The 21,932-nt window shown below is 66.0% G+C and carries 20 protein-coding genes and 1 pseudogene; 20 read left to right on the top strand and 1 reads right to left on the bottom strand.

Annotation, left to right across the window (positions count from 1 at the left end):
- Window positions 1–87: pseudogene (locus RIC31_RS02160) on the bottom strand (IS6 family transposase); the annotation flags it as partial.
- A 177-nt stretch (window positions 88–264) separates the two neighbouring features.
- Here RIC31_RS02160 and RIC31_RS02155 point away from each other — a divergent pair.
- From RIC31_RS02155 to RIC31_RS02060, 20 genes are all read left to right on the top strand, one after another.
- The gene (locus tag RIC31_RS02155; RefSeq protein WP_350101502.1) at window positions 265–1,407 is read left to right on the top strand and encodes an acyl-CoA dehydrogenase family protein; all 1,143 of its coding nucleotides are present in this window, start codon (window positions 265–267) and stop codon (window positions 1,405–1,407) included.
- 171 nt (window positions 1,408–1,578) lie between these two features.
- The gene (locus RIC31_RS02150; RefSeq protein ID WP_350101457.1) at window positions 1,579–2,427 is read left to right on the top strand and encodes a branched-chain amino acid ABC transporter permease; all 849 of its coding nucleotides are present in this window, start codon (window positions 1,579–1,581) and stop codon (window positions 2,425–2,427) included.
- 3 nt (window positions 2,428–2,430) lie between these two features.
- Entirely contained in the window at window positions 2,431–3,450 is a 1,020-nt protein-coding gene (locus tag RIC31_RS02145; protein ID WP_350101443.1) for a branched-chain amino acid ABC transporter permease, read from the top strand.
- Entirely contained in the window at window positions 3,447–4,148 is a 702-nt protein-coding gene (locus tag RIC31_RS02140; protein WP_350101408.1) for an ABC transporter ATP-binding protein, read from the top strand. Before RIC31_RS02145 ends, RIC31_RS02140 begins: the two co-directional genes overlap by 4 nt.
- Window positions 4,145–4,843 carry an ABC transporter ATP-binding protein gene (locus RIC31_RS02135; RefSeq protein ID WP_350101334.1) on the top strand — a complete coding sequence of 233 codons (699 nt, stop codon included), beginning with the start codon at window positions 4,145–4,147 and terminating at the stop codon, window positions 4,841–4,843. The genes RIC31_RS02140 and RIC31_RS02135 overlap by 4 nt, the downstream gene beginning before the upstream one ends.
- 23 nt (window positions 4,844–4,866) lie before the next feature.
- Window positions 4,867–6,054 carry an ABC transporter substrate-binding protein gene (locus RIC31_RS02130; protein WP_350101276.1) on the top strand — a complete coding sequence of 396 codons (1,188 nt, stop codon included), beginning with the start codon at window positions 4,867–4,869 and terminating at the stop codon, window positions 6,052–6,054.
- 16 nt (window positions 6,055–6,070) lie between these two features.
- On the top strand, window positions 6,071–6,856 hold the full coding sequence (locus tag RIC31_RS02125) for an SDR family NAD(P)-dependent oxidoreductase (RefSeq protein ID WP_350101272.1): 786 nt from the start codon (window positions 6,071–6,073) through the stop codon (window positions 6,854–6,856).
- On the top strand, window positions 6,853–8,481 hold the full coding sequence (locus tag RIC31_RS02120; RefSeq protein WP_350101248.1) for an AMP-binding protein: 1,629 nt from the start codon (window positions 6,853–6,855) through the stop codon (window positions 8,479–8,481). The genes RIC31_RS02125 and RIC31_RS02120 overlap by 4 nt, the downstream gene beginning before the upstream one ends.
- The gene (locus RIC31_RS02115) at window positions 8,478–9,236 is read left to right on the top strand and encodes an enoyl-CoA hydratase/isomerase family protein (protein WP_350101210.1); all 759 of its coding nucleotides are present in this window, start codon (window positions 8,478–8,480) and stop codon (window positions 9,234–9,236) included. The genes RIC31_RS02120 and RIC31_RS02115 overlap by 4 nt, the downstream gene beginning before the upstream one ends.
- A 47-nt stretch (window positions 9,237–9,283) precedes the next feature.
- Window positions 9,284–10,030: an SDR family NAD(P)-dependent oxidoreductase gene (locus RIC31_RS02110; protein WP_350101164.1), complete on the top strand. Its 747-nt coding sequence runs from the start codon at window positions 9,284–9,286 to the stop codon at window positions 10,028–10,030.
- A gap of 19 nt (window positions 10,031–10,049) precedes the next feature.
- Window positions 10,050–11,723 (top strand): CoA-transferase, encoded by a 1,674-nt coding sequence (locus RIC31_RS02105; RefSeq protein WP_350101136.1) that lies wholly within the window; start codon window positions 10,050–10,052, stop codon window positions 11,721–11,723.
- 39 nt (window positions 11,724–11,762) lie between these two features.
- Window positions 11,763–12,548 carry an enoyl-CoA hydratase-related protein gene (locus tag RIC31_RS02100; RefSeq protein ID WP_350101126.1) on the top strand — a complete coding sequence of 262 codons (786 nt, stop codon included), beginning with the start codon at window positions 11,763–11,765 and terminating at the stop codon, window positions 12,546–12,548.
- 171 nt (window positions 12,549–12,719) lie between these two features.
- Entirely contained in the window at window positions 12,720–13,382 is a 663-nt protein-coding gene (locus tag RIC31_RS02095; protein WP_350101106.1) for a TetR/AcrR family transcriptional regulator, read from the top strand.
- A 331-nt stretch (window positions 13,383–13,713) separates the two neighbouring features.
- Window positions 13,714–15,297, top strand: a complete 1,584-nt coding sequence (locus tag RIC31_RS02090) for an IS66 family transposase (RefSeq protein WP_350101087.1) — start codon at window positions 13,714–13,716, stop codon at window positions 15,295–15,297.
- Window positions 15,298–15,461: 164 nt separating this feature from the next.
- Window positions 15,462–16,175 (top strand): tyrosine-type recombinase/integrase, encoded by a 714-nt coding sequence (locus RIC31_RS02085; protein WP_350101028.1) that lies wholly within the window; start codon window positions 15,462–15,464, stop codon window positions 16,173–16,175.
- Between the two features lie 521 nt (window positions 16,176–16,696).
- On the top strand, window positions 16,697–17,521 hold the full coding sequence (locus tag RIC31_RS02080) for an IclR family transcriptional regulator (protein WP_350100986.1): 825 nt from the start codon (window positions 16,697–16,699) through the stop codon (window positions 17,519–17,521).
- A 301-nt stretch (window positions 17,522–17,822) separates the two neighbouring features.
- The gene (locus RIC31_RS02075; RefSeq protein WP_350100947.1) at window positions 17,823–18,992 is read left to right on the top strand and encodes a CaiB/BaiF CoA transferase family protein; all 1,170 of its coding nucleotides are present in this window, start codon (window positions 17,823–17,825) and stop codon (window positions 18,990–18,992) included.
- A 4-nt stretch (window positions 18,993–18,996) separates the two neighbouring features.
- Complete coding sequence (locus tag RIC31_RS02070) at window positions 18,997–20,229, top strand: CoA transferase (protein WP_350100919.1); 1,233 nt, start codon at window positions 18,997–18,999, stop codon at window positions 20,227–20,229.
- Window positions 20,230–20,274: 45 nt separating this feature from the next.
- Entirely contained in the window at window positions 20,275–21,453 is a 1,179-nt protein-coding gene (locus RIC31_RS02065) for a thiolase family protein (protein WP_350100905.1), read from the top strand.
- A 5-nt stretch (window positions 21,454–21,458) separates the two neighbouring features.
- Window positions 21,459–21,893: a Zn-ribbon domain-containing OB-fold protein gene (locus RIC31_RS02060; RefSeq protein ID WP_350100889.1), complete on the top strand. Its 435-nt coding sequence runs from the start codon at window positions 21,459–21,461 to the stop codon at window positions 21,891–21,893.
- The last annotated feature ends 39 nt before the right edge of the window (window positions 21,894–21,932 follow it).

The following is a 21,932-nucleotide window of genomic DNA, read 5'->3' as shown; positions in this document are numbered from 1 at the left end:
GCTCAGGTCGAAGCGCAGATACAGCCAGACGGCGTGCTGGACGACCGACGGTGGATAGTGCAGGCGGGCATAGGAGATCGGCTTCATGAGGCGAGGCTATCGGCTGGGCCCGGCGTCCGCCACGAGTTCGTGACAGCGCCTCTATGACCGTTGGTATGATCGAATTTTTGAGCGTGGCGCCTTGACAGCCCCATAGGAATGAATGAAGGTTCAGTCAATCAGATTGGAGAGCTACGAGGAGCCTCTCCGGCGGGGAGGTTCGCGGTGACAATTCTGGCGCGAGAGATCTTTTCACTCGAGCATGAGATGCTTCGAGAGACCGCTCGCAAGTTCTTCGAGCAGGAAGTCGCCCCTCATCATCGGGATTGGGAAAAGCAGGGCGTCGCGCCACGCTCGGTCTGGCGAAAGGCGGGCGAGGCCGGCCTCCTCTGCGTCGCAGTTCCGGAAGCCTATGGCGGCTGCGACGCGGACCGGCTTGCCTCGGCAATTCTGATCGAGGAGCAGGCGCGTCTAGGACTTTCGGGGCCCGGCTTCTCGACCCATTCGGACATCGTCGCGCCTTATATTCTGAACTACGGAACTGAGGCGCAGAAGTTGAAGTGGCTTCCGGGCATGGCCTCCGGAGAGTTAATCGGCGCCATCGTTCTGACCGAGCCCGGCGCAGGATCAGATCTGCGCTCGATCCGCACCACCGCTATCCGAGATGGCGACGAACTGGTCCTGAACGGCCAAAAGACCTTCATCACCAACGGCAATTGCGCAGACCTTCTTTTGGTCGCGGCGAAGTCGGGCGAAGCTGCGGGAACCAAGGATCTCACCCTTCTCGTCGTCGAGGCGGCGACGCCCGGCGTGAGCCGCGGCAAGAGTTTTGAGAAGATTGGCATGAAAGCGCAGGACACCTGCGAGCTGTTCTTCGACAATGTGAGCATCCCGGCCACGAGTATCCTCGGCGAGGAGGGGCGCGGATTTCCCCTCCTTTTCCGCGAGCTTGCCTGGGAGCGGTTGCAGATCGCCGTCGGGGCGGTCGCGACCTCCGCCGCGGCGCTGGAGTGGACCCGCGACTACACGCGCGAGCGCAAGGCCTTCGGCACGCCGATCGCTGACTATCAAAACACGCGGTTCCGGCTCGCCGAGATCAAGACCGAGATTGAGATCGCCCAGGTCTTCGTCGACCGCTGTCTGCGCGAGGTCAATGAGGAGCGCCTCGATCCGACGGTGGCGGCGATGGCGAAATACTGGTGCACCGAGTTGATGGGACGCGTCGTCGACCAGTGCCTGCAGCTGCATGGCGGCTATGGCTACATCTGGGAGTATCCGATCGCTCGCGCTTTCGCGGATGCGCGGGTGCACCGGATTTACGGCGGCTCGAACGAGATCATGCGGGAGCTGGTGGCGCGCACGCTCTGACGTCGTCGATGCCGAATATCGGAGGACGCGTTGGCGTCATAAGAAAATGAATGAACAGCCATTTAATACGGGTTGGAAAGAGTGGAGCGCTATGAAAGCAGTGGGAGCGACGCGGTTGAGCGCGATGGCGGGCGTCGAAAGTTCGATCGGCGCAGGTGGAGGAACCGCAGAATGATGATCAATGCGCTCAACGGGCTTGTCTACGGCAGCCTGCTCTTCATGCTCTCCTCGGGTCTCGTGCTGGTCTACGGTCTGCGGCGGGTGGTCAATTTTTCGCATGGCGCGCTCTATATGCTCGGCGCCTATGTCGGCTATTCGGTCGCCATCCACATCGGCTTCGTTCCAGGCGTTATTGCGGCCGCGCTTGCCCTCGGCCTGGTCGGTGTTTTCCTGGACCTCGTCATCTTTCGCCAGCTCACCGATCGCGACCCGCTGGTGACGGTGCTGGTCACCTTCGGGGTCCTGCTGGTTCTGGAGGACTTGGTCCGCTCCGTCTGGGGCACGCAAAACTACGCCATCGATCCGCCCGAGGCGCTCGGCGGCGTGGTCGAAATCTCGGGCGCGCCCTATCCGGTCTATCGGCTGTTCATCGTTGGCGCGAGCGTGGTCATGGTGGCGGGCCTCGTCGCCTGGCTGCGCTGGGGGCGGACCGGACTCTTCGTGCGCGCCGCCAGCCACGATCCCTCCGTGGCGGCGATGTGTGGCGTACGCACGGCGGTAATCGGCCCGATAGTGGTCGGGCTCGGCGCGGCTTTCGCAGGCGTCTCGGGCATCCTCGCCGCGCCGTTCCTCTCGCTCAATCCCTCGATGGGCGGAGAGATCCTGGTGCTGTCCTTCGTTGTCTCGGTGGTCGGCGGCCTCGGTAGCTTTACCGGCGCCTTCGTCAGCGCCTTGGCGCTCGGTCAGCTCCAATCCTTCGGCACCGTCTATCTGCCCGAACTCGCGGCGCTTCTTCCCTTCGCGATGATGGCGCTGGTGTTGATCGTTCGGCCGGGCGGCATCGCCGGGGCGAGGGTCTAGGCGATGGATGCGACCCCCATCACGACGCGACCGGACCTGATGGCGAGGCTTCGTTCCAACGGGCCGCTCACTGTCGCCGCCGCGGTCCTAGCGCTCCTGGTCCTCGCGGCCGAGCTTTCAGGGTCGCGGATTCTGGTCAGCCTGCTCGCGCAGGCGGCGATCATTTCGATCCTCGCGCTCGGGGTCGGCATGCTCGGCCGCTCCCTGAATTTGATAAGCTTCGGTCACGCGGCGCCATTCGGAGTCGGCGCCTATGGCGCGGCCTATGTACTCTCCAGCGGCGTGACGGCGCCCGAGATTGGCCTCTTGCTAATGCTGGTTCTCGTCTTCGCCAGCTTCTTTCTCATCGGCCTGGTGGCCAGCCGGCTCGAAGGCATCGCCTTCAGTATGCTGACCCTCGCCCTCGGGCAAGCCGCCTATGTCGCGATCTCCAAGTTCCGAGACGTCACGGGCGGCGCGGACGGCATGATCGTCGCCACGCCCCGTCGGCTGTTCGGGATCCCGGCCAGCACGTTTCAGGATCCGCACGGCATGCTGTTGTTGGGCGTGGCGGTGATGGGCCTCGTCTATGCTGGGCTTCGCGCGCTGGAGCGCTCCAAGCTGGGCGAACTGACGGTCGCGATCCGGGAGAACGAGGAGCGGGTCCAGTTCCTGGGCTACCGCACGCGCGCAGTGAAGGCCGGCGTGTTCGCGCTGTCCGCGTCGACCGCAGCGCTCAGCGGCGCGCTCTTCGCTCTCTACCAGGGCTTCATTTCGCCGGAGATCATGCATTGGAGCTTTTCCGGCTCCGCGCTGATCATGATGATCCTAGGCGGCACGTCCTTTCTATGGGGCCCGATCGCCGGGGCTTTCGGTTATTTCCTGCTGCGCGAAGGCTTGTCGGATCTGACCTCGCACTGGATGGCGGTGTTAGGCGTCACCCTGATCATGGTCACGGTCGCTTGGCCCAGCGGCCTATCCGGCGCATTCTCCGCGCTGCTGCAGCGTCTCGACCGCGCTCACCGAAGCGGGCCGAAGTCATGAGCGCCCTGTTTCGCTGCGTCGAAATCAGCAAGCGCTATGGCGGCGTCGTCGCGCTCGACAAGGTCAGCCTGGAGCTCGAGCCGGGCCAGGTTCACGGATTAATCGGGCCGAACGGCGCTGGCAAGTCGACCTTCATTGACGTCGTCTCCGGCCGCGTTCGCGGCGACGGGCAGGTGTTCCTCGGTCATCAGGACATTTCGTCGGCGCAGCCCTATGCGCGGCGGCGTATGGGCGTCTCGCGGTCCTTCCAGCGGACGTCGATCTTTCCGGCGATGACCATCGGAATGCAGCTCGACATCGCCGCGCATGGCGTTGGCGGAGGCCACACCGGCGAGCTGATCGACATTTTCGGCCTCGGATCGATTCTCGAAGCGCCGGCGGGAGAGGTCAGCTACGGACAGCAACGCCTCGTCGATCTGGCGCTGGCGTTGGTCGGGGATCCCCAGGTGCTGCTGCTCGACGAGCCGGCTGCGGGGCTCTCGGTAGCGGAGTCGCAGACGCTCGCCGCGCATCTAGAGGAGATCGCGAAAAGCTGGAACGTCGCGGTCCTGCTGGTCGAGCACGACATGGATGTCGTGTTCCGGGTCTGCCAGACGCTCACGGTTCTCGCCTCGGGTCGCTGGCTGGTCGGCGGCGCTCCTGAAGAAATCCGCAAGGATCCGGCGGTGATCGAAGCCTACTTCGGGAGCGCGGCATGAAAACGCTGCTCGAGTTCGTCGGCGTGGACGCGCATTATGGTGCCGCTCATATCCTGCACGGCGTCACGCTGGGAGTCGACGAAGGCGAGCGGGTCGCTGTGCTTGGCCGAAACGGCGTCGGCAAGACCACGCTCGTCAACACTCTGCTGGCTGCGGCGTCGCTACGAGGCGGCGAGATACGGCTTCGTGGCGAGCGGATCCGTAAGCTCGCCGGGCACACTGCCGCAGCCCATGGCGTCGCCATCGTGCCGCAAGGCCGCAAGATCCTTCCGAACCTCTCGATCCAGGACAATCTCAAGCTCGGGGCGGCGCTGCGTCGTCCCGGCCCGTGGGATCTGAGAGCGGTCTACGCGTTGTTTCCGGTTCTCGCCGAGCGCCGCAGTGTTTCGGGAACTGCACTCAGCGGAGGGCAGCAGCAGATGCTGGCGATTGGCCGAGCTCTGATGGCCAACCCGGATCTCCTGATCCTCGACGAGCCGAGCGAGGGCCTCGCGCCGATCATTGTCGACGAGCTCGGCCGGGTCCTCGCCCGGCTCGCCGACACCGGAGTCTCGATCCTGTTGATCGAGCAACATCTCAGGCTCGCTCGCGACCTGTCCGAGAGATTCTATGTGATGTCGAAAGGATCGATCACGAATGCGGGGCTGATGAAAGATGTCGATCTGGAGCAACTCCAGTCGACGATAATGAACTAAACAATAACTAAGTGGAGGAAATCATGAGAAGAAGTATCGTTTCATCATTTCTGGCGATGGCGACGGTCATCGCCGCGGCAGGCGGTGCCGTCGCCGAGTCCGAGCCGCTGCGGATCGGCGTCCCGACTTCGCGGACCGGTCCCTACACGGTCCTTGGCGACCAGGTGGTTCGCGCGATCGAGTTCGCGGCCGAGGAGGCGAACGCGGCCGGAGGCGTCGGCGGCCATATGGTCGAGATCCGCATCGGCGACACCGAGGGCAACCCTGACGCTGGCCGCCGCGCCGCGGAGAAGCTAAGCCTCGACGGCTACCGGATCCTCACCGGTCCGATCTCGTCCGCCGTCGGCCTTGCTCTCTCGACCCAGCTCAATCGATGGGACGGACTCTATCTCTCCGTCGTCAACAAGAGCCCTAAGCTGACTGGCGAATCCTGCCATCCGCGTATGTTCCGCGCCAACCACTCCGACAGCATGGACATCGCGATTGTGGCGCCGTGGCTGAAGGAGCAGTCGCAGCAGAATTGGGCGATCATCGCCGCCGACTATGTGTGGGGCCGCGGTTCAGGCGCCGCCTTCAAGGCGACCGCGGAAGATCTCAAAAAAGCCGTCAAGCTCGAGCTCTTCCCGCCGCTCGGAACCGCCGATTTCGCGCCCTACATCACCCAGATCCGGGACTCCGGCGCTGAGGGCCTCTGGGTGGCGCTCTCGGGGGCTGACGCGATCAACTTCGCCAAGCAGGCCAAACAATTCGGCCTGACGGATTCCGTCGTCGTCTTCGGCCACAACTTCGTGGTGCCGTCGACGATCAAGGCCGTCGGCAAGGACGCGGTCGGCGTCTGGGGCAATGTCGGCTACTCTCCCAAGATCGACACGCCGGCCAACAAGGCCTTCGTCGAAGCCTGGCGGGCGAAGCACGACGGCGCCGACCCGACCGATTACGAGGGCGAGGCCTACGCTGGCTTTCTGGCGCTCTTCGCCGCAGTGGAGAAGGCAAAGAGCGTCGAGCCGGCGGACGTGGCCGCGGCGCTCAATGACCTGATCGTCGTAACGCCCTTCGGCGAGGTGCGGATGCGCGCAGCGGATCACCAGATGGAGCTGCCGAACTACTTGGGCCGCGTCGCGGAGAACGACGGCTCGGTCGGCATCGAGGTCGTGCGCGCCTTCGACGCGGGCGCGGCGACGCCGCCGCCCAGCGATGACTGCAAGATGTGAGAGAGGAGGCGAGACCATGCGAGTCCTTCTGACCGGATCGAGCCGAGGCATCGGGCGCGCCATCGCCGAGCGGCTGGCGAAGCCCGGAACCGAGCTGGCGCTGTGCGCATCGCAGCCATCCAGCGCACTCGGTGACGCCGTCGAGGCGTGCCGTCGGAGCGGCGCGCGGGCAGAGGGTCTGACGGGCGATCTCGGCGACAGCGCGGTTCCGGCTGCGCTGGTCGCCGAGGCGACGTCATTGTTCGGCGGGCTTGACGCGGTGGTTTCCAACGCCGGCCTCGCGATCCCTGGAAGCCTGACCGACGACATCGACGAGGCGGAGTGGGATCGCACCTTCTCCGTCAACCTGCGCAGCGCGTGGCTGCTGGCGCGCGCCGCCTATCCTGACCTGAAGAGCGCCAGCGGCTCGTTCCTGGCGGTGGCGTCGATGTCGGGGGTGGAGCCTTACCCCGGCACCGGCGCCTACAGCGCTAGCAAGGCGGCGCTGATCATGCTGGTGCGCACCTTGGCGCTCGAATGGGCGGCTTCCGGCGTCCGCGCCAACTGCGTGTCTCCGGGCTTGTTCCTGAGCGCGATGACGGCGCCGATCTATGCCGACGCCGAGAAGAGATCGGCGCGAGAGGCCCTGGTGCCGATGCATCGCATCGGAGATCCGGCGAGAGATTTCGCCGGATTGGTCGAGTTCATGCTCTCGGCTGACGCCGGCTACATCACCGGGCAAAACGTCCTGGCCGATGGCGGCTTGATCGGCTCGATCCACACTCAGGTGGCCGACCGTCCGAAGTCGAGTCCTTTGTCATGATCTTTCCGTCGCCAGATCCGGATCGCGCCGCGCGCTATTGGGCCACGGGACAGTGGCGAGACGACACCATCCCTGGGCTGATCGAGGAATGCGTCGCGCGCACGCCAGACAAAATCGCTGTGCGCGACGCGTCGGGAGCCGCGCTCACCTATGGCGAGCTGAGCGAACAATCCGCTCGGCTCGCCGCTTTTCTCGCGCAGTCAGATGTCGGCAAGGGCGACGTCGTCACCGTGTGTCTGCCCAATTGGTGCGAGACCGTCGTTACATTTCTCGCCGTCATGCGGCTCGGTGCCGTCGTGAACCCGGTTCCGGTGACCTATGGCCGGGCGGACATCAGCCACGTCCTGGGCCGATGCGAGAGCAAGATGCTGTTCGTCCCGCGCAAGTTCCGCCGCGCGGACTTCGCAGAGATTCTGGCGGAGATCGACCCGGAGTTGCTAGCGAACCGGACCGTGGTTTGCCTGGGCGACGGCGCGGAGGTGGTCGGGGAGACCTGGGACGAGGCGCTCTCTTCCCGGCCGTTGGCTAACGCCGCCCATATAGGCGCCGACGATCCGGTGGCGGTGCTGTTTACCTCCGGCACCGAGTCGCGCGCGAAGGGCGCCGTCCACACCCACAACACGATCTTGTTCGGAGAGCGCGCGCTGGCGGGAGCCTTGGATCTGAGCGCTACCGACGTCGCCTTCATGGCGTCGCCGATATCGCATACCACCGGCTTCATGCATGGCGTGGTGCTGACTCTCACCACCGGCGCGTCGCTGTCGCTCCTTGACGTGTTCGACGGCGCCGCTGCAGCGCAGCAGATGATCGCGCACCGCTGCACCTGGACCATGGGAGCGACCCCGTTTCTCGCAGATATTTCTGATGCGCTGGAGTCGTCCGGCCATCGACTGCCCGATCTGAGGTACTTTCTCTGCGGCGGCGCCCCGATCCCCGAGGCGCAGGTTCGCAAGGCGACCGACGTCGGGCTGCGCGTGCTTTCGATCTACGGCGCGACGGAGAGTCCGCCGCACACCGTCGTTCATCCCGAGGATCCGCTGGAAAACGCGTGGACCACGGACGGACGTCCCCTGGCCGGGATCGAGGTCAAGGTGATCTCGGAGACGGGCGAGCCTTTAGCCGATGGCGATGTGGGCGAGGAGTTGTCGAGAGGGCCGAACACCTTTCTCGGTTATCTGGGCGAGCCCGAGCTGACTGCGAAGGCGCTGGATCCGGATGGCTGGTACCATTCGGGCGATCTGGCGCGCGTGCTTGCCGACGGATCGATCCGGATCTCCGGCCGAATCAAGGACATCATTGTCCGAGGCGGGCAGAACATCTCGGTGCGAGAGGTTGAGGACTACTTGGCGTCGCATCCAGCGGTCCTTGAGGCGTCGATAGTCGGCATTGCGCACCCGCGCCTCGGTGAGACGGGCTGCGCCGTGGTGGTTCTTCGTCAAGGCGCGTCGGTCACGCTAGCGGAGCTGACCGCGTTCCTCATGGCCAAGGGCATCGCCCGGTTCAAGTTGCCCGAGCGCCTGGAGATCTGGCCGCGCTTGCCGCTGAACCCGAGCGGCAAGGTTCAGAAATTTCTCATTCGCAAAGCGTTGGCTGAGACGCGGTCGGAAGTCAGGAGCGATATGTGATCCGAGCAGCGCATACTGAGGGAGTCTCCCGGATCACGATGAGCCGGTCGCCTGTCAACGCCATCGACGAGGCCTTCATCACTGCTTTTTGCGGCGCCCTGGACGAGGTCGAGCAGGTGAGGCCGACAGTGCTGCTGATCGAGAGCGACCAGAAGTGCTTCTGCGCCGGTGCCGATCTCGGATTCATTCGAGAACTCTTCGCCGCGGCCGATGGGACCGCCAGGATGGTCGACTATGTGCGGCGGCTGCATACGCTGTTCGATCGGCTGGAGGCGTTCGACGCGGTGACCCTGGCGGTGATCGGTGGGCCGGCGCTGGGCGGGGGGCTGGAGATGGCGCTCGCGTGCGACCTGCGCATCGCCGCCCAGGACGCGAAGCTCGGACTTCCCGAAGCGCGCGTGGGCATGATCCCGGGCGCCGGTGGCACGCAGCGACTGACGCGTCTGTGCGGCCCGGGCGTTTCCGCGCGTCTGATCCTCGGCGGCGAGATCGTCGCCGGCGCCGAGGCGGCGCGTCTGGGGATCGTGCAATGGGCGGTCGCCGCAGCCGAGCTCTCATCGCAGTCGAACGCCGTCGCCGAGCGGGTCGCCGGACTCTCGCGCGAGGCGCTCCTCGCTTCGAAGGATTGCATCGCCGCCTGGTTCGACCAGGGGGCTGACGGCTTCGCCCGCGAGATCGAAAAACCCTGGAGGCTGATGGAGAGCAAGGAGGCGCGGCGACGCGTTGATGCGTTTTTCACGCAGCGTGGCGGCTGACCGTCGCTCTTTGCCTCAGCTGACATCATTTTTGGAGACGTATGCCGATGAACTTCAAGGACAAGATCGTGGTGGTTACCGGAGCAGCTTCAGGCATCGGTCTGGCCTCCGTTCGCGCGTTCGCGGAGGCGAAAGCGCGGGTCTTGCTGACCGACGTCAATGCGGTGGCAGGCGAAGCGGCCGCGGCTGAGCTAGCCGGCGGACCTGGAGACGTGCGCTTCATGCCGCTCGACGTCACCGACCCGGCTTCGGCCGAGGCGCTCGCGGTCTGGGTCGAGAAGGAGTTCGGCCGCCTCGACGTCCTCGTGAACGCCGCCGGCTGGGATATCATCGAGCCGTTCATGCAGAACACCCCCGAGTACTGGGAGAAGATCGTCAAGCTGAACTTCATGGGGCCGGTTCAGGTGACACGGGCGCTGCTGCCGCTCCTGTTCGCGTCCGAGGGCGGGCGGATCGTAAACCTCTCGAGCGACGCCGGCCGGGTCGGCTCCTATGGGGAGACCGTCTACGCCGGCGCCAAGGGAGGCGTCATTGCCTTCACGAAGTCGCTCGCGCGCGAGGTCGTTCGCAAACAGGTGCGCGTCAATTGCGTCTGCCCCGGTCCCACCGACACGCCGCTGTTCGCGTCGCAGCCGGACAAAATGCGCGACGCGTTGACGAACGCGATCCCGATGAAGCGCGTGGCCAAGCCGTCGGAAGTGGCCGATGCGGTTCTGTTCTTCGCCTCCGATCGCTCGAGCTTCGTCACCGGACAGGTTCTGAGCGTCAGCGGCGGGCTGACGATGGTCGATTAGCGCGGGACGACTGAGACAGATGAGCAAGCTCACAACACTCCGGGATGCGGTGGCGACGACGGTGTCGCCGGGAGCGACGCTTTGCTTCGCCTTCACGCATAACCGCTCGCACGCTGCCGCCTTCGAGGTGGCCCGCCAGTTCAAGGATCGGGGTTGCCTCGATCTGGTCGCGACAGGTCTGCTGGAATATGCCTCGATCCTGGTCGCGGCCGGCGCGATCGGCCGCCTGGAGTCCGCTTTCGCCGGCGGCACGTATCCGGCGCCAGCGCCATCGAAGCAGCTCCAGATCGCGGTCGAGGCCGCCGAGGGGTCGGATCCGGATTGGACCAACTTGACCATGACGCTCCGGCTGATGGCGGGCGCTTTCGGCTGGCCCTTCGTTCCGACGAACAGCTTGTTCGGCTCGGACCTGTGGAAGGAGCGCGAGCGCGCCACGCTGCAGAACCCGTTCGGGACGCAGACGGCGGCGGTGCTCGCGCCGCTGCAGCCGGATGTGTGCTTCATTCATGCGCCGATCGCCGACACGATCGGAAACACCATCATTCATGGTCCGGACGCCGAGGAGAGCTGGGCCGTTTACGCCTCCAAAAAGGTCGTCGTCACCGCCGAGCACGTCGTCTCGCCCGAGGCGTTGAGAGAGATCGGACCGCGGACAGGCATTCCGGGCCACGTGGTCGCGCATGTCGTCGCTGCCCCGTTCGGCGCCCATCCCCAGGGCCAGTTCGTCTGGAGCGAGGAGGAGGCGGTGGCCTCCTATGCCGAGGACTATCCGCTCCGCCTGGAGCTGCGCCGGCTAGTCCGCGATCCGGAGGCGTTGCGCACCTGGGTCGAAGACTGGATCTTCGAGACTGATCACGAGACCTATCTGGCGCGGCTCGGCCCCGAGCGTCTGCAAGGGTTGCGCAGGGAAGCGGTCTCGCCGTCGCATCCCGAGAGCGTCGGCGGCGACGAGCCCGCTTCCGCGGAGGAGATCGCGGCCGTGCTGGCGATGCGCATCGCCGAGGGTGAGGTCGCCGCCGGTGAGGTGGAGGCGCTGTTCGCCGGAATTGGCCTGGCGCATTTGGCCGCATGGGGCGCTGAGCGGCGCTGCCGGGCGCGCGGCCTCTCTGCTGCGCTGATCGCCGAGACCGGGATGGTCGACTTCCGGCCGATCACGGGCGACCCCTATCTGTTCAACCGGCCGAACGCGGCCTCGTCGCTGTTTCACGCGAGCTTTTCGCATACGCTCGGTGTTCTGGCGGGACCGAGAGGCGACAAGTGCCTGGCGCTGCTGGCGGCAGCGCAGATCGATCGCGCTGGCGACATCAACTCCTCCCGCACTGCAAATGGCCGCCTGATCGTGGGCTCGGGCGGCGCCAACGACCTCGTCAGCGGCGCGGCGCGCTGCATGGTGGTGATGCCGCTGAAGCCCGGGCGGTTCGTCGACGCGCTGCCCTTCACCACCACGCCGATACGCAATCTCGTCGGCGTGGCCACCGATCTGGGATTGCTGACCCGAGATGACGACGGCGTTCTGGAGGTCGCCGGCGTTATCTGCGCGTCCGGCGGAGAGGCGGCGGCGCTCGCCGCAATCTCCGAGCGCTGTGGCCGCGCAATGCCTGCGGCCGCGAGCATGACCCGTTTCGATCCTCCGACCCGAGATGAACTCGAGCTGCTGCGCGCCTTCGATCCCACACGGGCGATCCTGGCTTGAATCCGGGGCGGAGACCCATTCCCAGAAAGAGAGAGATCTATGGACTACACCGATGTGCTCTACGACGTCGACGAGGGCGTCGCCACCATCACGATCAATCGACCCGATCGGCTGAACTGTTTTCGCGGCCGAACCATCGAAGAGTTGGTGCATGCGTTCAAACGCGCATGGGCGGACAAGAACGCTGGCTGCGTGATCCTGACCGCCGCCGGAACGAAGTCGTTCTGTGTCGGCGGCGATCAGAAGGAAATGCAGGAGAAAGGCTCATACGGCGCGTCGGAGAATGGCCTCTGGGAGATCGACGATCTGCACACGGTCATCCGCGACATCCCGAAACCGGTTATCGCCGCGGTCAATGGCTACGCCATCGGCGGCGGCCATGTGATCCATGTCCTGTGCGATGTGACCATCGCCGCCGAGCACGCGAAGTTCGGCCAGGCGGGGCCGCGCGTCGGCTCGTTCGACGCCGGTTGGGGCTCGGCTTATCTGGCGCGCATCGTCGGTGAGAAGCGCGCGAGGGAGATCTGGTTCTTCTGTCGCCAATACGACGCTCAGACCGCGGTCGAATGGGGCCTGGTCAACCGCGTCGTCCCGGCCGAGCAGCTGATGGACGAGGCGCGGTCGATGGCGAAAGAGGCGGCTGCGCTCAGCCCGACGGCTCTGAAGTTCCTCAAGCACGCCTTCAACGCCGACAGCGCGCACATCTTCGGACAAGTGAAGATGGCGGCCGATGGTCTGGCGAGTTTCGTCAACTCGGAGGAAGCGGTCGAGGGCCGCACCGCATTTCTCGAGAAGCGGAAGCCGGACTTCGCCCGCTTCCGCTGACCGCTTGCGACAGCGTCGCGAGCGCGCTCCGTTCTCGGAGCGGCGGTTCAGAACCGGAGCAGGCGGCGCGGTCGCCGGAACCTCTTGGGGAGGGTGTCCAAGGCGCTCCAGTTCGAGTGCTCAGCGGTCCGAGCAGAAAAGAAAGAGTGAACAGAACTCATGGAGACGGACGTGACCACGGCGGTCGAAAATCTCGAACTGGTCGAACGCAGGCGCGGCCAGATTGTTGCGGCGGCGACGGAGCTATTCGCCGAGAGAGGATTCTATCGAACCACCATCAAGGAGATCGCGGCCAAGGCGGGTGTTAGCGCCGGCCTCGTGTATCTGTACTTCCGTGAGAAGGAGGATGTACTTCTTCTCGTGTTGCTCCAGGTGCTGGAGGCTTATGCCTGCGAAATTCCAAAGGCGATCGAAGGTATTGACGATCCATTGGAGCGATTGCTCGCCGCATTCGACTCCTACTGCCGCGTCGTCGACACTCATCGCGCGCCGACGGTGCTCGCCTATCGTTCGACGAAATCGTTACCGTCTGGCCGTCGCGAAATGGTGCAAAAACGCGAGACCGAGACCAATGAGATCTTTTCGTCCGCCATTTCAGAATGCATTAAGGCGGGAATCGTTCGCGAGGTGAATGTCGATATTCTCACTTATCAAGTCGTTCTGGCGGCCCATGGCTGGGCCCTGAAGGGCTGGTATTGGAAGTCGCGTATGTCGCTCGACAAATATGTCGCGGAGAGTATCGACACGCTTATTTCCGGCGCCTTGACCGATGAGGGGCGGCGTCGGTTTGACACTTATAGGGAAGCGACGCTCACCGCCGCGAGAGTCCTATGAGCCGCGACGCGACGCCCGCCGCCGTTGCGCTTGCCCTGTAGTGCAGGCCGACCTCATCGACGCGGGCCGGAGCGACGATCTCGCCGGAGCCGTGCAACCTCGATGCGCCGCGAGGCCGGGCCGGGGCTGGGGTTTCCGTACCATTTTCCCCGAAAGTACCGGTAGCAATCGCCGGGGATTTCAATGGCTTACCAGAAGCCGTTGAATCGTGTTTGGCGTTATTTCAATAACTTAGCGCCCTTGTCTGTAACCGGGGCAAAACTGGCGGCAATCGCGGGCGCTGGGACTCATCTGCGGTTGAATCCGGCCTATAGCCGTGATTCGATTCGGGATGGCTGGATCGTCGCAAGATGTTGATGCGCTGAACCTTGCGGAGCTGCGGCAGCTGATCGCGGCGCTGATGGAGGAGAACGCGCGGCTTCGTGCGGAGAACGCGGCGCTACGTGAGGATATCGCGCGGCTGAAGGGGTTGCCGGCGAAGCCGAAGCTGAAGCCGAGCGGGATGGCGAAGCAGACCGAGCGGGCCGAGGTGAAGCGGCGCCGCAAGCAGAAGCACCGGGGTGCGAAGAAGCTGCGCGAGAAGGTCACCGAGACCCGGGTGGTCGAGGCGGCGGTGCCGGCGGGCGCGCGGTTCAAGGGCTACCGGGACTTCTATGTGCAGGAGCTGAGCATCGCCCGGCGGGTGATCCGGGTGCGCCGGGCGCGCTGGCAATTGCCGGACGGCCGGCTGGTGGTGGCGCCGCTGCCGGCGGGGCTGCGCGGCCACTTCGGGCCGGAACTGCGGCGCTTCGTGCTGGCGCAGTATCACCAGGGCCAGACCACGGTGGAGCGGCTGCTGGCGCTGCTGCGCGACCTCGGGATCGAGATCTCCAAGCGGCAGCTGGTGCGCCTGCTGACCGCCGGTATCGAGGGGTTCGCCGCCGAGGCCGACGCGGTGCTGGCGGCCGGGCTGGCGACGGCGCCGTGGATCACCGTCGACGACACCGGTGCCCGCCATGCCGGCGCCAACCAGACCTGCACCCAGATCGGCAACGACCGCTTCGCCTGGTTCGCCACCCGGCCGTCGAAGAGCCGGCTGAACTTCCTGGAGCTGCTGCAGGCCGGGCCGCCGGCCTGGCGGATCAACGAGGCAGCGCTCGACTACATGCGGGAGCGCAGGCTGAGCCCCGGCCGCATCGCGGCGCTGCGCCGTGGCGGCGAGATCGCCTTCGACGACCGCCAGGCTTGGTGCGCCTATGCCGCCGGCCTCGGCATCCGGGCGACCGGCGGCCCGCTCGACCCCATGCGGCTGGCCACCGAAGGCGCTGCGTGGGGCGCGCTCGCGGCCCGCGGGCTGCTCCAGGACACCGTCATCGTCAGCGACGCCGCCGGCCAGTTCGACGTCGCCACCCATGCCCGCTGCTGGGTCCATGCCGAGCGCCTGATCCACACGCTCGACACCTTCAACGACCGCAAGCGCGCCGCCAAGGAGCGGATCCGAAGACGGCTCTGGCGGCTCTATGCCGACCTCCGGGCATGGCAGCGCAACCCACGACCGGAACGGGCCCGCGCCCTCGCCGACCGCTTCGATGCCCTGTTCACCTCCCGCACCGGCTTCGTGACGCTCGATCGCCTGCTGGGCCGCCTGCACGCCGACCGCGACGACCTCCTCAGGGTGCTCGACCACCCCGGCATTCCCCTCCACACCAACGGCTCCGAGAACGACATCCGGGCCTGCGTCACCCGAAGACGGCTCAGCGGCGGGACCCACAGCGAAGACGGCCGGCAAGCCAGGGACGCCATGCTCTCCCTGATGAAGACATGCCGAAAGCTCGCCATCTCCTTCTGGCAATACCTCGGCCATCGCCTTGGCGTCGACGGTGCACAGCCGATCCCGTCGCTCGCCGAAATCGTCAGGCAGCCCGCGCCAGCCTGACACTCGCCACCGGTTTTGCCCCGGTTACGGTCGCGCCGCGGTGCGCATCGGCTGCTCCAGACCCGGACCCGGACCCTCGACGGCAGCCTGCGTTCGCTCTTCGGCCGCTGGTATCCCGACATGGCTGTCGATCCAGAGGCTGAGACCGAAGCGCCTCTCGCCGCATGACCGCCCCAAACTTTCTGGTACTTCCCATCAAGGAGGTCCTGGCCGGGATCCGCAACAAGCACCTGCAGCCCCCGAGACAGAAGGCCGCGGTGCTGGCCAGTGACATCGTCGCCATGATCGGTACTCTCGACACTGGCCTCGCGGGTCTGCGCGACCGCGCCATCCTGCTGGTCGGCTTCGCCGGCGGTCTGCGACGCAGTGAGATCGTCGGCCTCGACCACGGGGAAGGGGAGACCGAGGAAGGGCTCGGTTGGCCCGAGTTCCTGGACGGCGGCATGGTCCTGCGCGTCCGCGGCAAGGGCAACCGCTGGCGCGAGGTCGAGATCGGCCGCGGCTCCAGCACCCGAACCTGGCCGGTCGCCGCACTCCAGGAGTGGCTGGCGATCGCGCGCATCGTGCATGGGCCGGTGTTCCGCCGATTGAGCACCAACGGCAACCGGGTGCTGACCGAGCGGCTGGCCGACCAGCACATCGCACGTTTGGTCAAGCGCACGGCGATCGCCGCCGGGGTCCGCGGCGATCTCGCCGAGGGCGCCCGCCGCGAGGCGTTCGCCGGGCACTCCCTGCGGGCCGGGCTCGCTACCGCCGCCGAGGTCGATGAGCGCTGGGTGCAGCGCCAGCTCGGCCACGCCACCGTCACCATGAACCGGCGCTACCAGCGCGAGCGGGACCGGTTCAGGATCAATTTGACGAAGGCGGCGGGGCTGTAGGTGCCGCCGCCTGCCATCCTGCTCGGAGCCGGCATATCGGTCGCGGTCGGCGTGTTGCTCAGATTCCATCCGGCGGTCATGGCATCGCGCCTGAACATCGTCGATGCGCTGAAAGCCGGTGTCTAAACATGAATGAGGTAACGGCACGAGAGCGATCAAGCCAGTCGGACCGCTTGCGTCGCGGCAGCCGTCCCGGAGCCACCAGCGGCAGGTGATCAACCCACCTCTCGCGACCCTCCTTCGGCACTCTGAGCTCGCCCCGGGTGCGGCGAGGTTTGCTCGACGATAGGGTCAACTGATCACCGGCGGAGCTGCCCACCGCTTCCCACAACCGACTGAATTGGCCGCCCGCCTTTCCGCTCGACTTCGCGGCCTGCCGCTACCGGCGGTGCCGGCGCGTGGACCGGGCGGTGACGTGGCCAGCCGGGACTTTTGCCGGAAGGAGCTTGTCGGAATGCGGGGATTGGCCTCATTTATTGGCGCGGCTTTTGGGGCTGTTCCCTAATTCCGCGTGCACATTGATGGGACAGGCGGATCTCGTGAACGAGCGGAGTGAGAGTACATCCCCGGCCACGCGGCTTCAGACGGGCGGGTTTCGACGGGGCGCACAGACGCTGCACCGGGCGATGCTCATCCTTCGTCATGTCGCCGAAGGCGGGACGGACGGACGTCGGGTCGTGGAGATCGCGAAGGAGGTGGGTCTGCATGCCGCGACGACCAATCGTCTCCTTGTCGCCCTGGCCAGCGAAGGGCTGGTCGAGCAGGTCAAGGAGAACCGCAGGTACCGGCTTGGCCCGGAGATCCACGGCCTTAACCTCAAGGCGACGCGCTCCCTGTCAATCGAGCGGCAGCTGCGTCCGGCGATGCGACGGCTGGCCGAGGAGACCCAGGACACCATCTTCCTGATGATCAGATCGGGGTTCACCGGTGTGTGCATCGGCCGCGATCAAGGCTCTTACCCCGTGCGGGCCATGACCTTGGATCTCGGAGACCGTAGACCGCTCGGCGTCGGCTCGGGCAGCCTCGCGCTCCTGGCCTTCTCCCAGGATTTCGAGGTGGACGAGCTGGTCCATGCCAACGCCGAGGCCTATCGCCAGTTCAACACGAACATCGACGAGATCCTGGCTCTGGTCGAGCGCACCCGCCGCGACGGCTATGCGCTGAACGACGAGCGGACGGTCCGCCACGTCTCCTCCGTCGCTCTGCCGATATACTCCCGAAGCCGCCGCGTGGTTGCGGCCATTACCGTGTCGAGCCTGACGGAGCGAATGGCTCTGCCGCGGCGAGCCGAGATTCTGGCCCGCATGGAACGCGAGATCGCTCTCGTGTCGCCCCTGCCGGACTGATCGCGCCGCGCTCCCGGGCGTGCACGCCCTCGCCCCGCATCCTTTTCCCATCTGCGCGTCACCTTGCCGGAACCTCACAGATTCCGGCGCATCCCGACTGCCAGCCACACTCGCCCGAGGCGGTTGACAGCCGATTGTTGGCATGCGTACGCTTCACATTGTGAGATTAACAGCTCACAGTGTGATTATCGTGTCGCGGCGTTGCTTCTCTGCCGCCGGCAATCGCCGGGTCCATGGTCGGAGTCACGTCGCGCGGCCATCCCGGTCCGGCGAATGAGAGAAGAATTGACGGGAGGAACCGATGCCCGGACCGCTGGAGGGCATGCGGGTCGTCGACACCAGCATCATGGCCGCCGGTCCCTGGATCGGCGCGCTGCTGGGCGAGCTCGGCGCCGACGTTGTCAAGATAGAGCCGCCTGCCGGTGATGGAACGCGGTGGGTGCAGCCGACTCAGCGTGGCATCGGCACCAATTATCTCTGTCTCAACGTCAACAAACGCGGCATCACCCTCGACCTGAAATCGCCCGACGGGCGCGCCGACGCCCTCGCGTTGGCGACTGAAGCCGACGTCTTCATCCAAAATTTCCGCGGCGGGGTCATCGAGCGACTGGGTCTCGGCTACGATGCCCTGCGCGAGCGGAACCCCCGTCTGGTCTACTGCTCGGTCACTGGCTTCGGCGAGGTCGGGCCGATGGCGCGCGAGGCGTGCGCCGATTTCGTGATGCAGGCGTTCTCGGGGTTTGCCCGCCTGAACGGGCCCCCGGGCGACAGCTTCGAGGCCTTCCGCTTCACCGGCTACATCGACCTGACGACCTCGATCGTGGCGACCGAGGCGTTGCTTGCCGCCCTGTTGCAACGCGAGGTGAGTGGGCGGGGCCAAAAGGTAGAGGTCTCGATGCTCCAGGCGGCCCTCGAGATGCAGCATACGAGGGTGGCGGAGATGCTGGGTGGTGGTGCCGAGCCCAAGTCCCTGGGCAGTGCTTCGCCCGGCCTCGTGCCCGACCGTGCCTATGCGGCACTCGATGCCGGAATATTCGTAACCGCCCAAACCGAGCGGCAATGGTCCGGCTTCTGCAAGGCTCTGGGCCACCCGGAGTGGGCGGCCGACCCACGGTTCGCGACCAACTCCGATCGGGTTGCGAACCGGGAGGCTCTCGATGACCTGGTCGAGCCGTTGATCCGCGAACGCCCGATCATCTGGTGGATGCGGACCTTCGAGCGGAACGCCGTCCCGGTGGCGTTCGCGCATCACTTCGAGATGTTGCGGTACCACGAGCAGGTCCGCCGCAATGCGATGATCGCCGAGCTCGACACGCGCGACTGGGGCCGACTTCTGGTTGGCGGTCTGCCTTGGCACTTCGCGGCAACGCGATGCGCGGTCACGCAGGCTCCGGTTCCCGGCGAGGATACCGAGACGGTTCTCCGCGACCTGCGGACCCGATCGGTGGCTCCCGCGCAGCGGGCAAGCTGAGCTCATGTTGCCGCCACTTCGCATCGTCGAGTTCGCAGAGGGTGTCGCCGGGCCGCTCGCGGCCTTGCGGCTGGGCGATCTCGGCGCCGATGTCGTCAAAATCGAAGCTGAGCAAGGCGACTGGCTCAGGGGCTGCCCACCATTCCTTTCGGATGGCCGGACGAGCGCGGCATTCTTCTCGCTGAACCGCGGCAAGCGCGCCCTTGGCCTCGGCGCGCGCCCAGCCACGGCAGGCGACCTGCTGCGCCGGTTGCTGGAGACGGCGGACGTCCTGATCACCGACCGCACTCTGGAGGAATTGGAGGCGCTCGGAATCCGGGGTCTCGGCGAAGAGGTCTGGGCCGCCAACCAGCGTCTCGTCACCGTGTGCATTTCACCATTCGGCGACGCGGGACCGTTGACCGGCAAGCCGGCCTCCGAACTCACCGCGCAGGCGATGGCCGGCTATACCCGCTACCTTGGCAGCCGTGACCGGCCCGCCGAGCGCCTCGGTGCCGACGTTGCCGGCGTATCGACCGGCATCTTCGCGACGCAGGCCGCGTTGGCCGCGCTGCTCTGGCGCCGGAGGTCGGGACGCGGACAGCGTGTCAGCGTGTCGATGCTGAATTCGCTGCTCAGCATGAAGACCGTCCACCTCGCGGCACAGAGCGACCCGGACGAGTACTCCGGCCCGCGTGTCGGCGGCGCCAACGATCCGCCTGACCGCGGCTGGGCCACCGGCGATTCGCCGATCACCTTCATGTTCGGGGGATCGGTCGGCGCCGAAGGGCGTCCGGGATGGGTTCAATTCGTGGAGCAGATGGGCCTGGAGTGGATGCTCGACGATCCACGTTTCGACAAGGCCGGCCGCGAGACCACAGGGCTCGGACCCAAGGCTCGGACGCTGAAGCCGGAATACGAGTCGGCGTTCGTGAAGCGCGGGTCGGCCGAGATTGTCGACGCGGTGCGCGCGCTTGGCGGGCTCGGATCCGCATACCAGACGCCTGCAGAGGCGATCGCACATCCGCAGGCGGTGGCGCTAGGCGTGACAGCGTCGGTGCCGGGTCCAGACGGAAGCCTCGTCTCGGTGCTCGGATTTCCCGCGCGCTTCTCTGAGAGCGCTGCGGCACCCGGGGGCGATGCGCCGGCGATCGGTGGTCACAGCGCCACCATCTGCGCGGAGCTTGGACTGTCAGACAGCGAGATACGCCGGCTCGTCAGCGCCGGCGGTTTGGTGGTTGCCGGCACCGCGGGATGACCGCATCCGGCCGTTCGATGAACCGTTGGCGAAGAGGCGAGGTAGATGGAGGACTTCAGCATCAGGGACCGCACCGCCATCATCGGTGTGGGCAACAGCGGCTTCGCACGGCACGCGCCGACGGACAGCCCGCTGGTCCCGCTCGTGACGGCGTTCAAGGCGGCACTCGACGACGCCGGCCTGAAGCGCGAGGACATCGACGGGCTGCTCATCAACATCGGCACGCCGCTCGGCGTCGACTATGACCAGGTGGCCGAGGCTTTCGGTCTCGACATCGCCTTCGCAGACCAGACCTGGCAGCATGGCCGCCAGCTCGCGACGGTACTCGCTCACGGCGGGCTCGCCGCCCACGCCGGGCTCGCGAAATACGTGGCCTGCGTCTGCTCGATCAACTGGCAGCGTGTCGGCACTGTCGGCCTGCAGGGGCAGAACCAGGACGATCGCGAGATCGGCGGCGCGCATTTCGAGCATCCGCACTTCGGCATGTCGTCCCCAGGCGGCGCCTGGGCCATGGCCCTGCAGAAGTACTTCGACCGCTACGGCGCCACCAGCCGGGATCTTGCCGAGGTCGGCGTCTCGCTCCGCCACAATGCGCTGCTCAACCCGAACGCCTTCATGAAGAAGCCGCTGACGGTGGAGGAACACCAGAACTCGCGCTTCGTCTGCGAACCGCTGCATCTCTTCGACTACTGTCTGACCGTGGGAGGTGCCGCGGTGGTCATCGTCTCCACCGCGGAGCGCGCGCGCGACGGCCGAAAGAAGCCGGTCTACCTCTCCGGCATGCAGGGCATGCGCGCTGGCCTCAAGGAGGCGACCGGGGGGCGGCCCGGCATCGGCATACACCAGCAGGACGAGAACGAGCCGGTACCGAGCCCGCGAGACCTGGAAGTCTACCGGATGGCCGGCGTGACACAGGACGACATCGACGCCCTCTACACCTATGACGCGATGTCCAGCAACGTTTGGATGGCGCTCGAGCGGTTCGGCTTCTGCAAGCCGGGCGAGGCATGGGAGTTCACCAAGAACGGCCGGATCCGCGTTGGCGGCGAGTTGCCGATCAACACGCATGGAGGCCTCCTCTCGGAGGCGCACATCTCCAGCTGGAACCACATCTGCGAGATCGTCAGGCAGCTTCGCGACGAGTGTGGCGATCGCCAGGTCGAGAACGCCGAGATCATCCAGTGGGCCACCAATCGTGGCGACTCAGTCATTTTCAGGAGATAGACAACATGTCTGTGCCATCCGTACAGGCTGGTGGTTCCGCCAAACCGTTGCCGCCAATCACCGACTTCAGCAAGGAGTTCTGGGCGGCCGCGCGCAAGCATGAGTTCGTGCTTCAGCGCTGCAACGACTGCGGAAAAGCGTGGGCCCCCAACGGACCGGTGTGCCCGCACTGCTTCTCCGAAAGCTATCATTGGGACCGGATGTCCGGACGCGGAAAGATTGCCAGCTGGGTGGTCTTCCACAAGGCCTATCACCCGGCATTCGAAGCGGAACTGCCCTACAACGTCGCGTTTGTCGAGCTCGAAGAAGGGCCGCGCGTCATCGCCAACGTCGTCGATACGCGCAACCAGGACCTGAAGATCGGCATGCCCGTCCAGGTCGTCTTCGAAGACGTCAACGAGGACATCAGCTTGCCGAAATTCAAGCCGCGCGGCGGTTGAAGTCAGCGCGGGCCGGACAACGACAACCGTAGGAGGAGA

This window comes from Thalassobaculum sp. (assembly GCF_040219615.1).
Taxonomy (GTDB): domain Bacteria; phylum Pseudomonadota; class Alphaproteobacteria; order Thalassobaculales; family Thalassobaculaceae; genus Thalassobaculum_A.
Note: the sequence above shows the minus strand (reverse complement) of the source record. Positions and strands in the feature narration are given on the sequence as shown.

Excerpts from the sequence above, each read along its gene's own strand:
- RIC31_RS02150 (WP_350101457.1), top strand. The coding sequence starts at position 1,579 with ATGATGATCAATGCGCTCAACGGGCTTGTCTACGGCAGCCTGCTCTTC.
- RIC31_RS02145 (WP_350101443.1), top strand. The coding sequence starts at position 2,431 with ATGGATGCGACCCCCATCACGACGCGACCGGACCTGATGGCGAGGCTT.
- RIC31_RS02140 (WP_350101408.1), top strand. The coding sequence starts at position 3,447 with ATGAGCGCCCTGTTTCGCTGCGTCGAAATCAGCAAGCGCTATGGCGGC.
- RIC31_RS02135 (WP_350101334.1), top strand. The coding sequence starts at position 4,145 with ATGAAAACGCTGCTCGAGTTCGTCGGCGTGGACGCGCATTATGGTGCC.
- RIC31_RS02130 (WP_350101276.1), top strand. The coding sequence starts at position 4,867 with ATGAGAAGAAGTATCGTTTCATCATTTCTGGCGATGGCGACGGTCATC.
- RIC31_RS02125 (WP_350101272.1), top strand. The coding sequence starts at position 6,071 with ATGCGAGTCCTTCTGACCGGATCGAGCCGAGGCATCGGGCGCGCCATC.
- RIC31_RS02120 (WP_350101248.1), top strand. The coding sequence starts at position 6,853 with ATGATCTTTCCGTCGCCAGATCCGGATCGCGCCGCGCGCTATTGGGCC.
- RIC31_RS02110 (WP_350101164.1), top strand. The coding sequence starts at position 9,284 with ATGAACTTCAAGGACAAGATCGTGGTGGTTACCGGAGCAGCTTCAGGC.
- RIC31_RS02105 (WP_350101136.1), top strand. The coding sequence starts at position 10,050 with ATGAGCAAGCTCACAACACTCCGGGATGCGGTGGCGACGACGGTGTCG.
- RIC31_RS02100 (WP_350101126.1), top strand. The coding sequence starts at position 11,763 with ATGGACTACACCGATGTGCTCTACGACGTCGACGAGGGCGTCGCCACC.
- RIC31_RS02090 (WP_350101087.1), top strand. The coding sequence starts at position 13,714 with ATGGCTGGATCGTCGCAAGATGTTGATGCGCTGAACCTTGCGGAGCTG.
- RIC31_RS02085 (WP_350101028.1), top strand. The coding sequence starts at position 15,462 with ATGACCGCCCCAAACTTTCTGGTACTTCCCATCAAGGAGGTCCTGGCC.
- RIC31_RS02080 (WP_350100986.1), top strand. The coding sequence starts at position 16,697 with ATGGGACAGGCGGATCTCGTGAACGAGCGGAGTGAGAGTACATCCCCG.
- RIC31_RS02075 (WP_350100947.1), top strand. The coding sequence starts at position 17,823 with ATGCCCGGACCGCTGGAGGGCATGCGGGTCGTCGACACCAGCATCATG.
- RIC31_RS02070 (WP_350100919.1), top strand. The coding sequence starts at position 18,997 with ATGTTGCCGCCACTTCGCATCGTCGAGTTCGCAGAGGGTGTCGCCGGG.
- RIC31_RS02065 (WP_350100905.1), top strand. The coding sequence starts at position 20,275 with ATGGAGGACTTCAGCATCAGGGACCGCACCGCCATCATCGGTGTGGGC.
- RIC31_RS02060 (WP_350100889.1), top strand. The coding sequence starts at position 21,459 with ATGTCTGTGCCATCCGTACAGGCTGGTGGTTCCGCCAAACCGTTGCCG.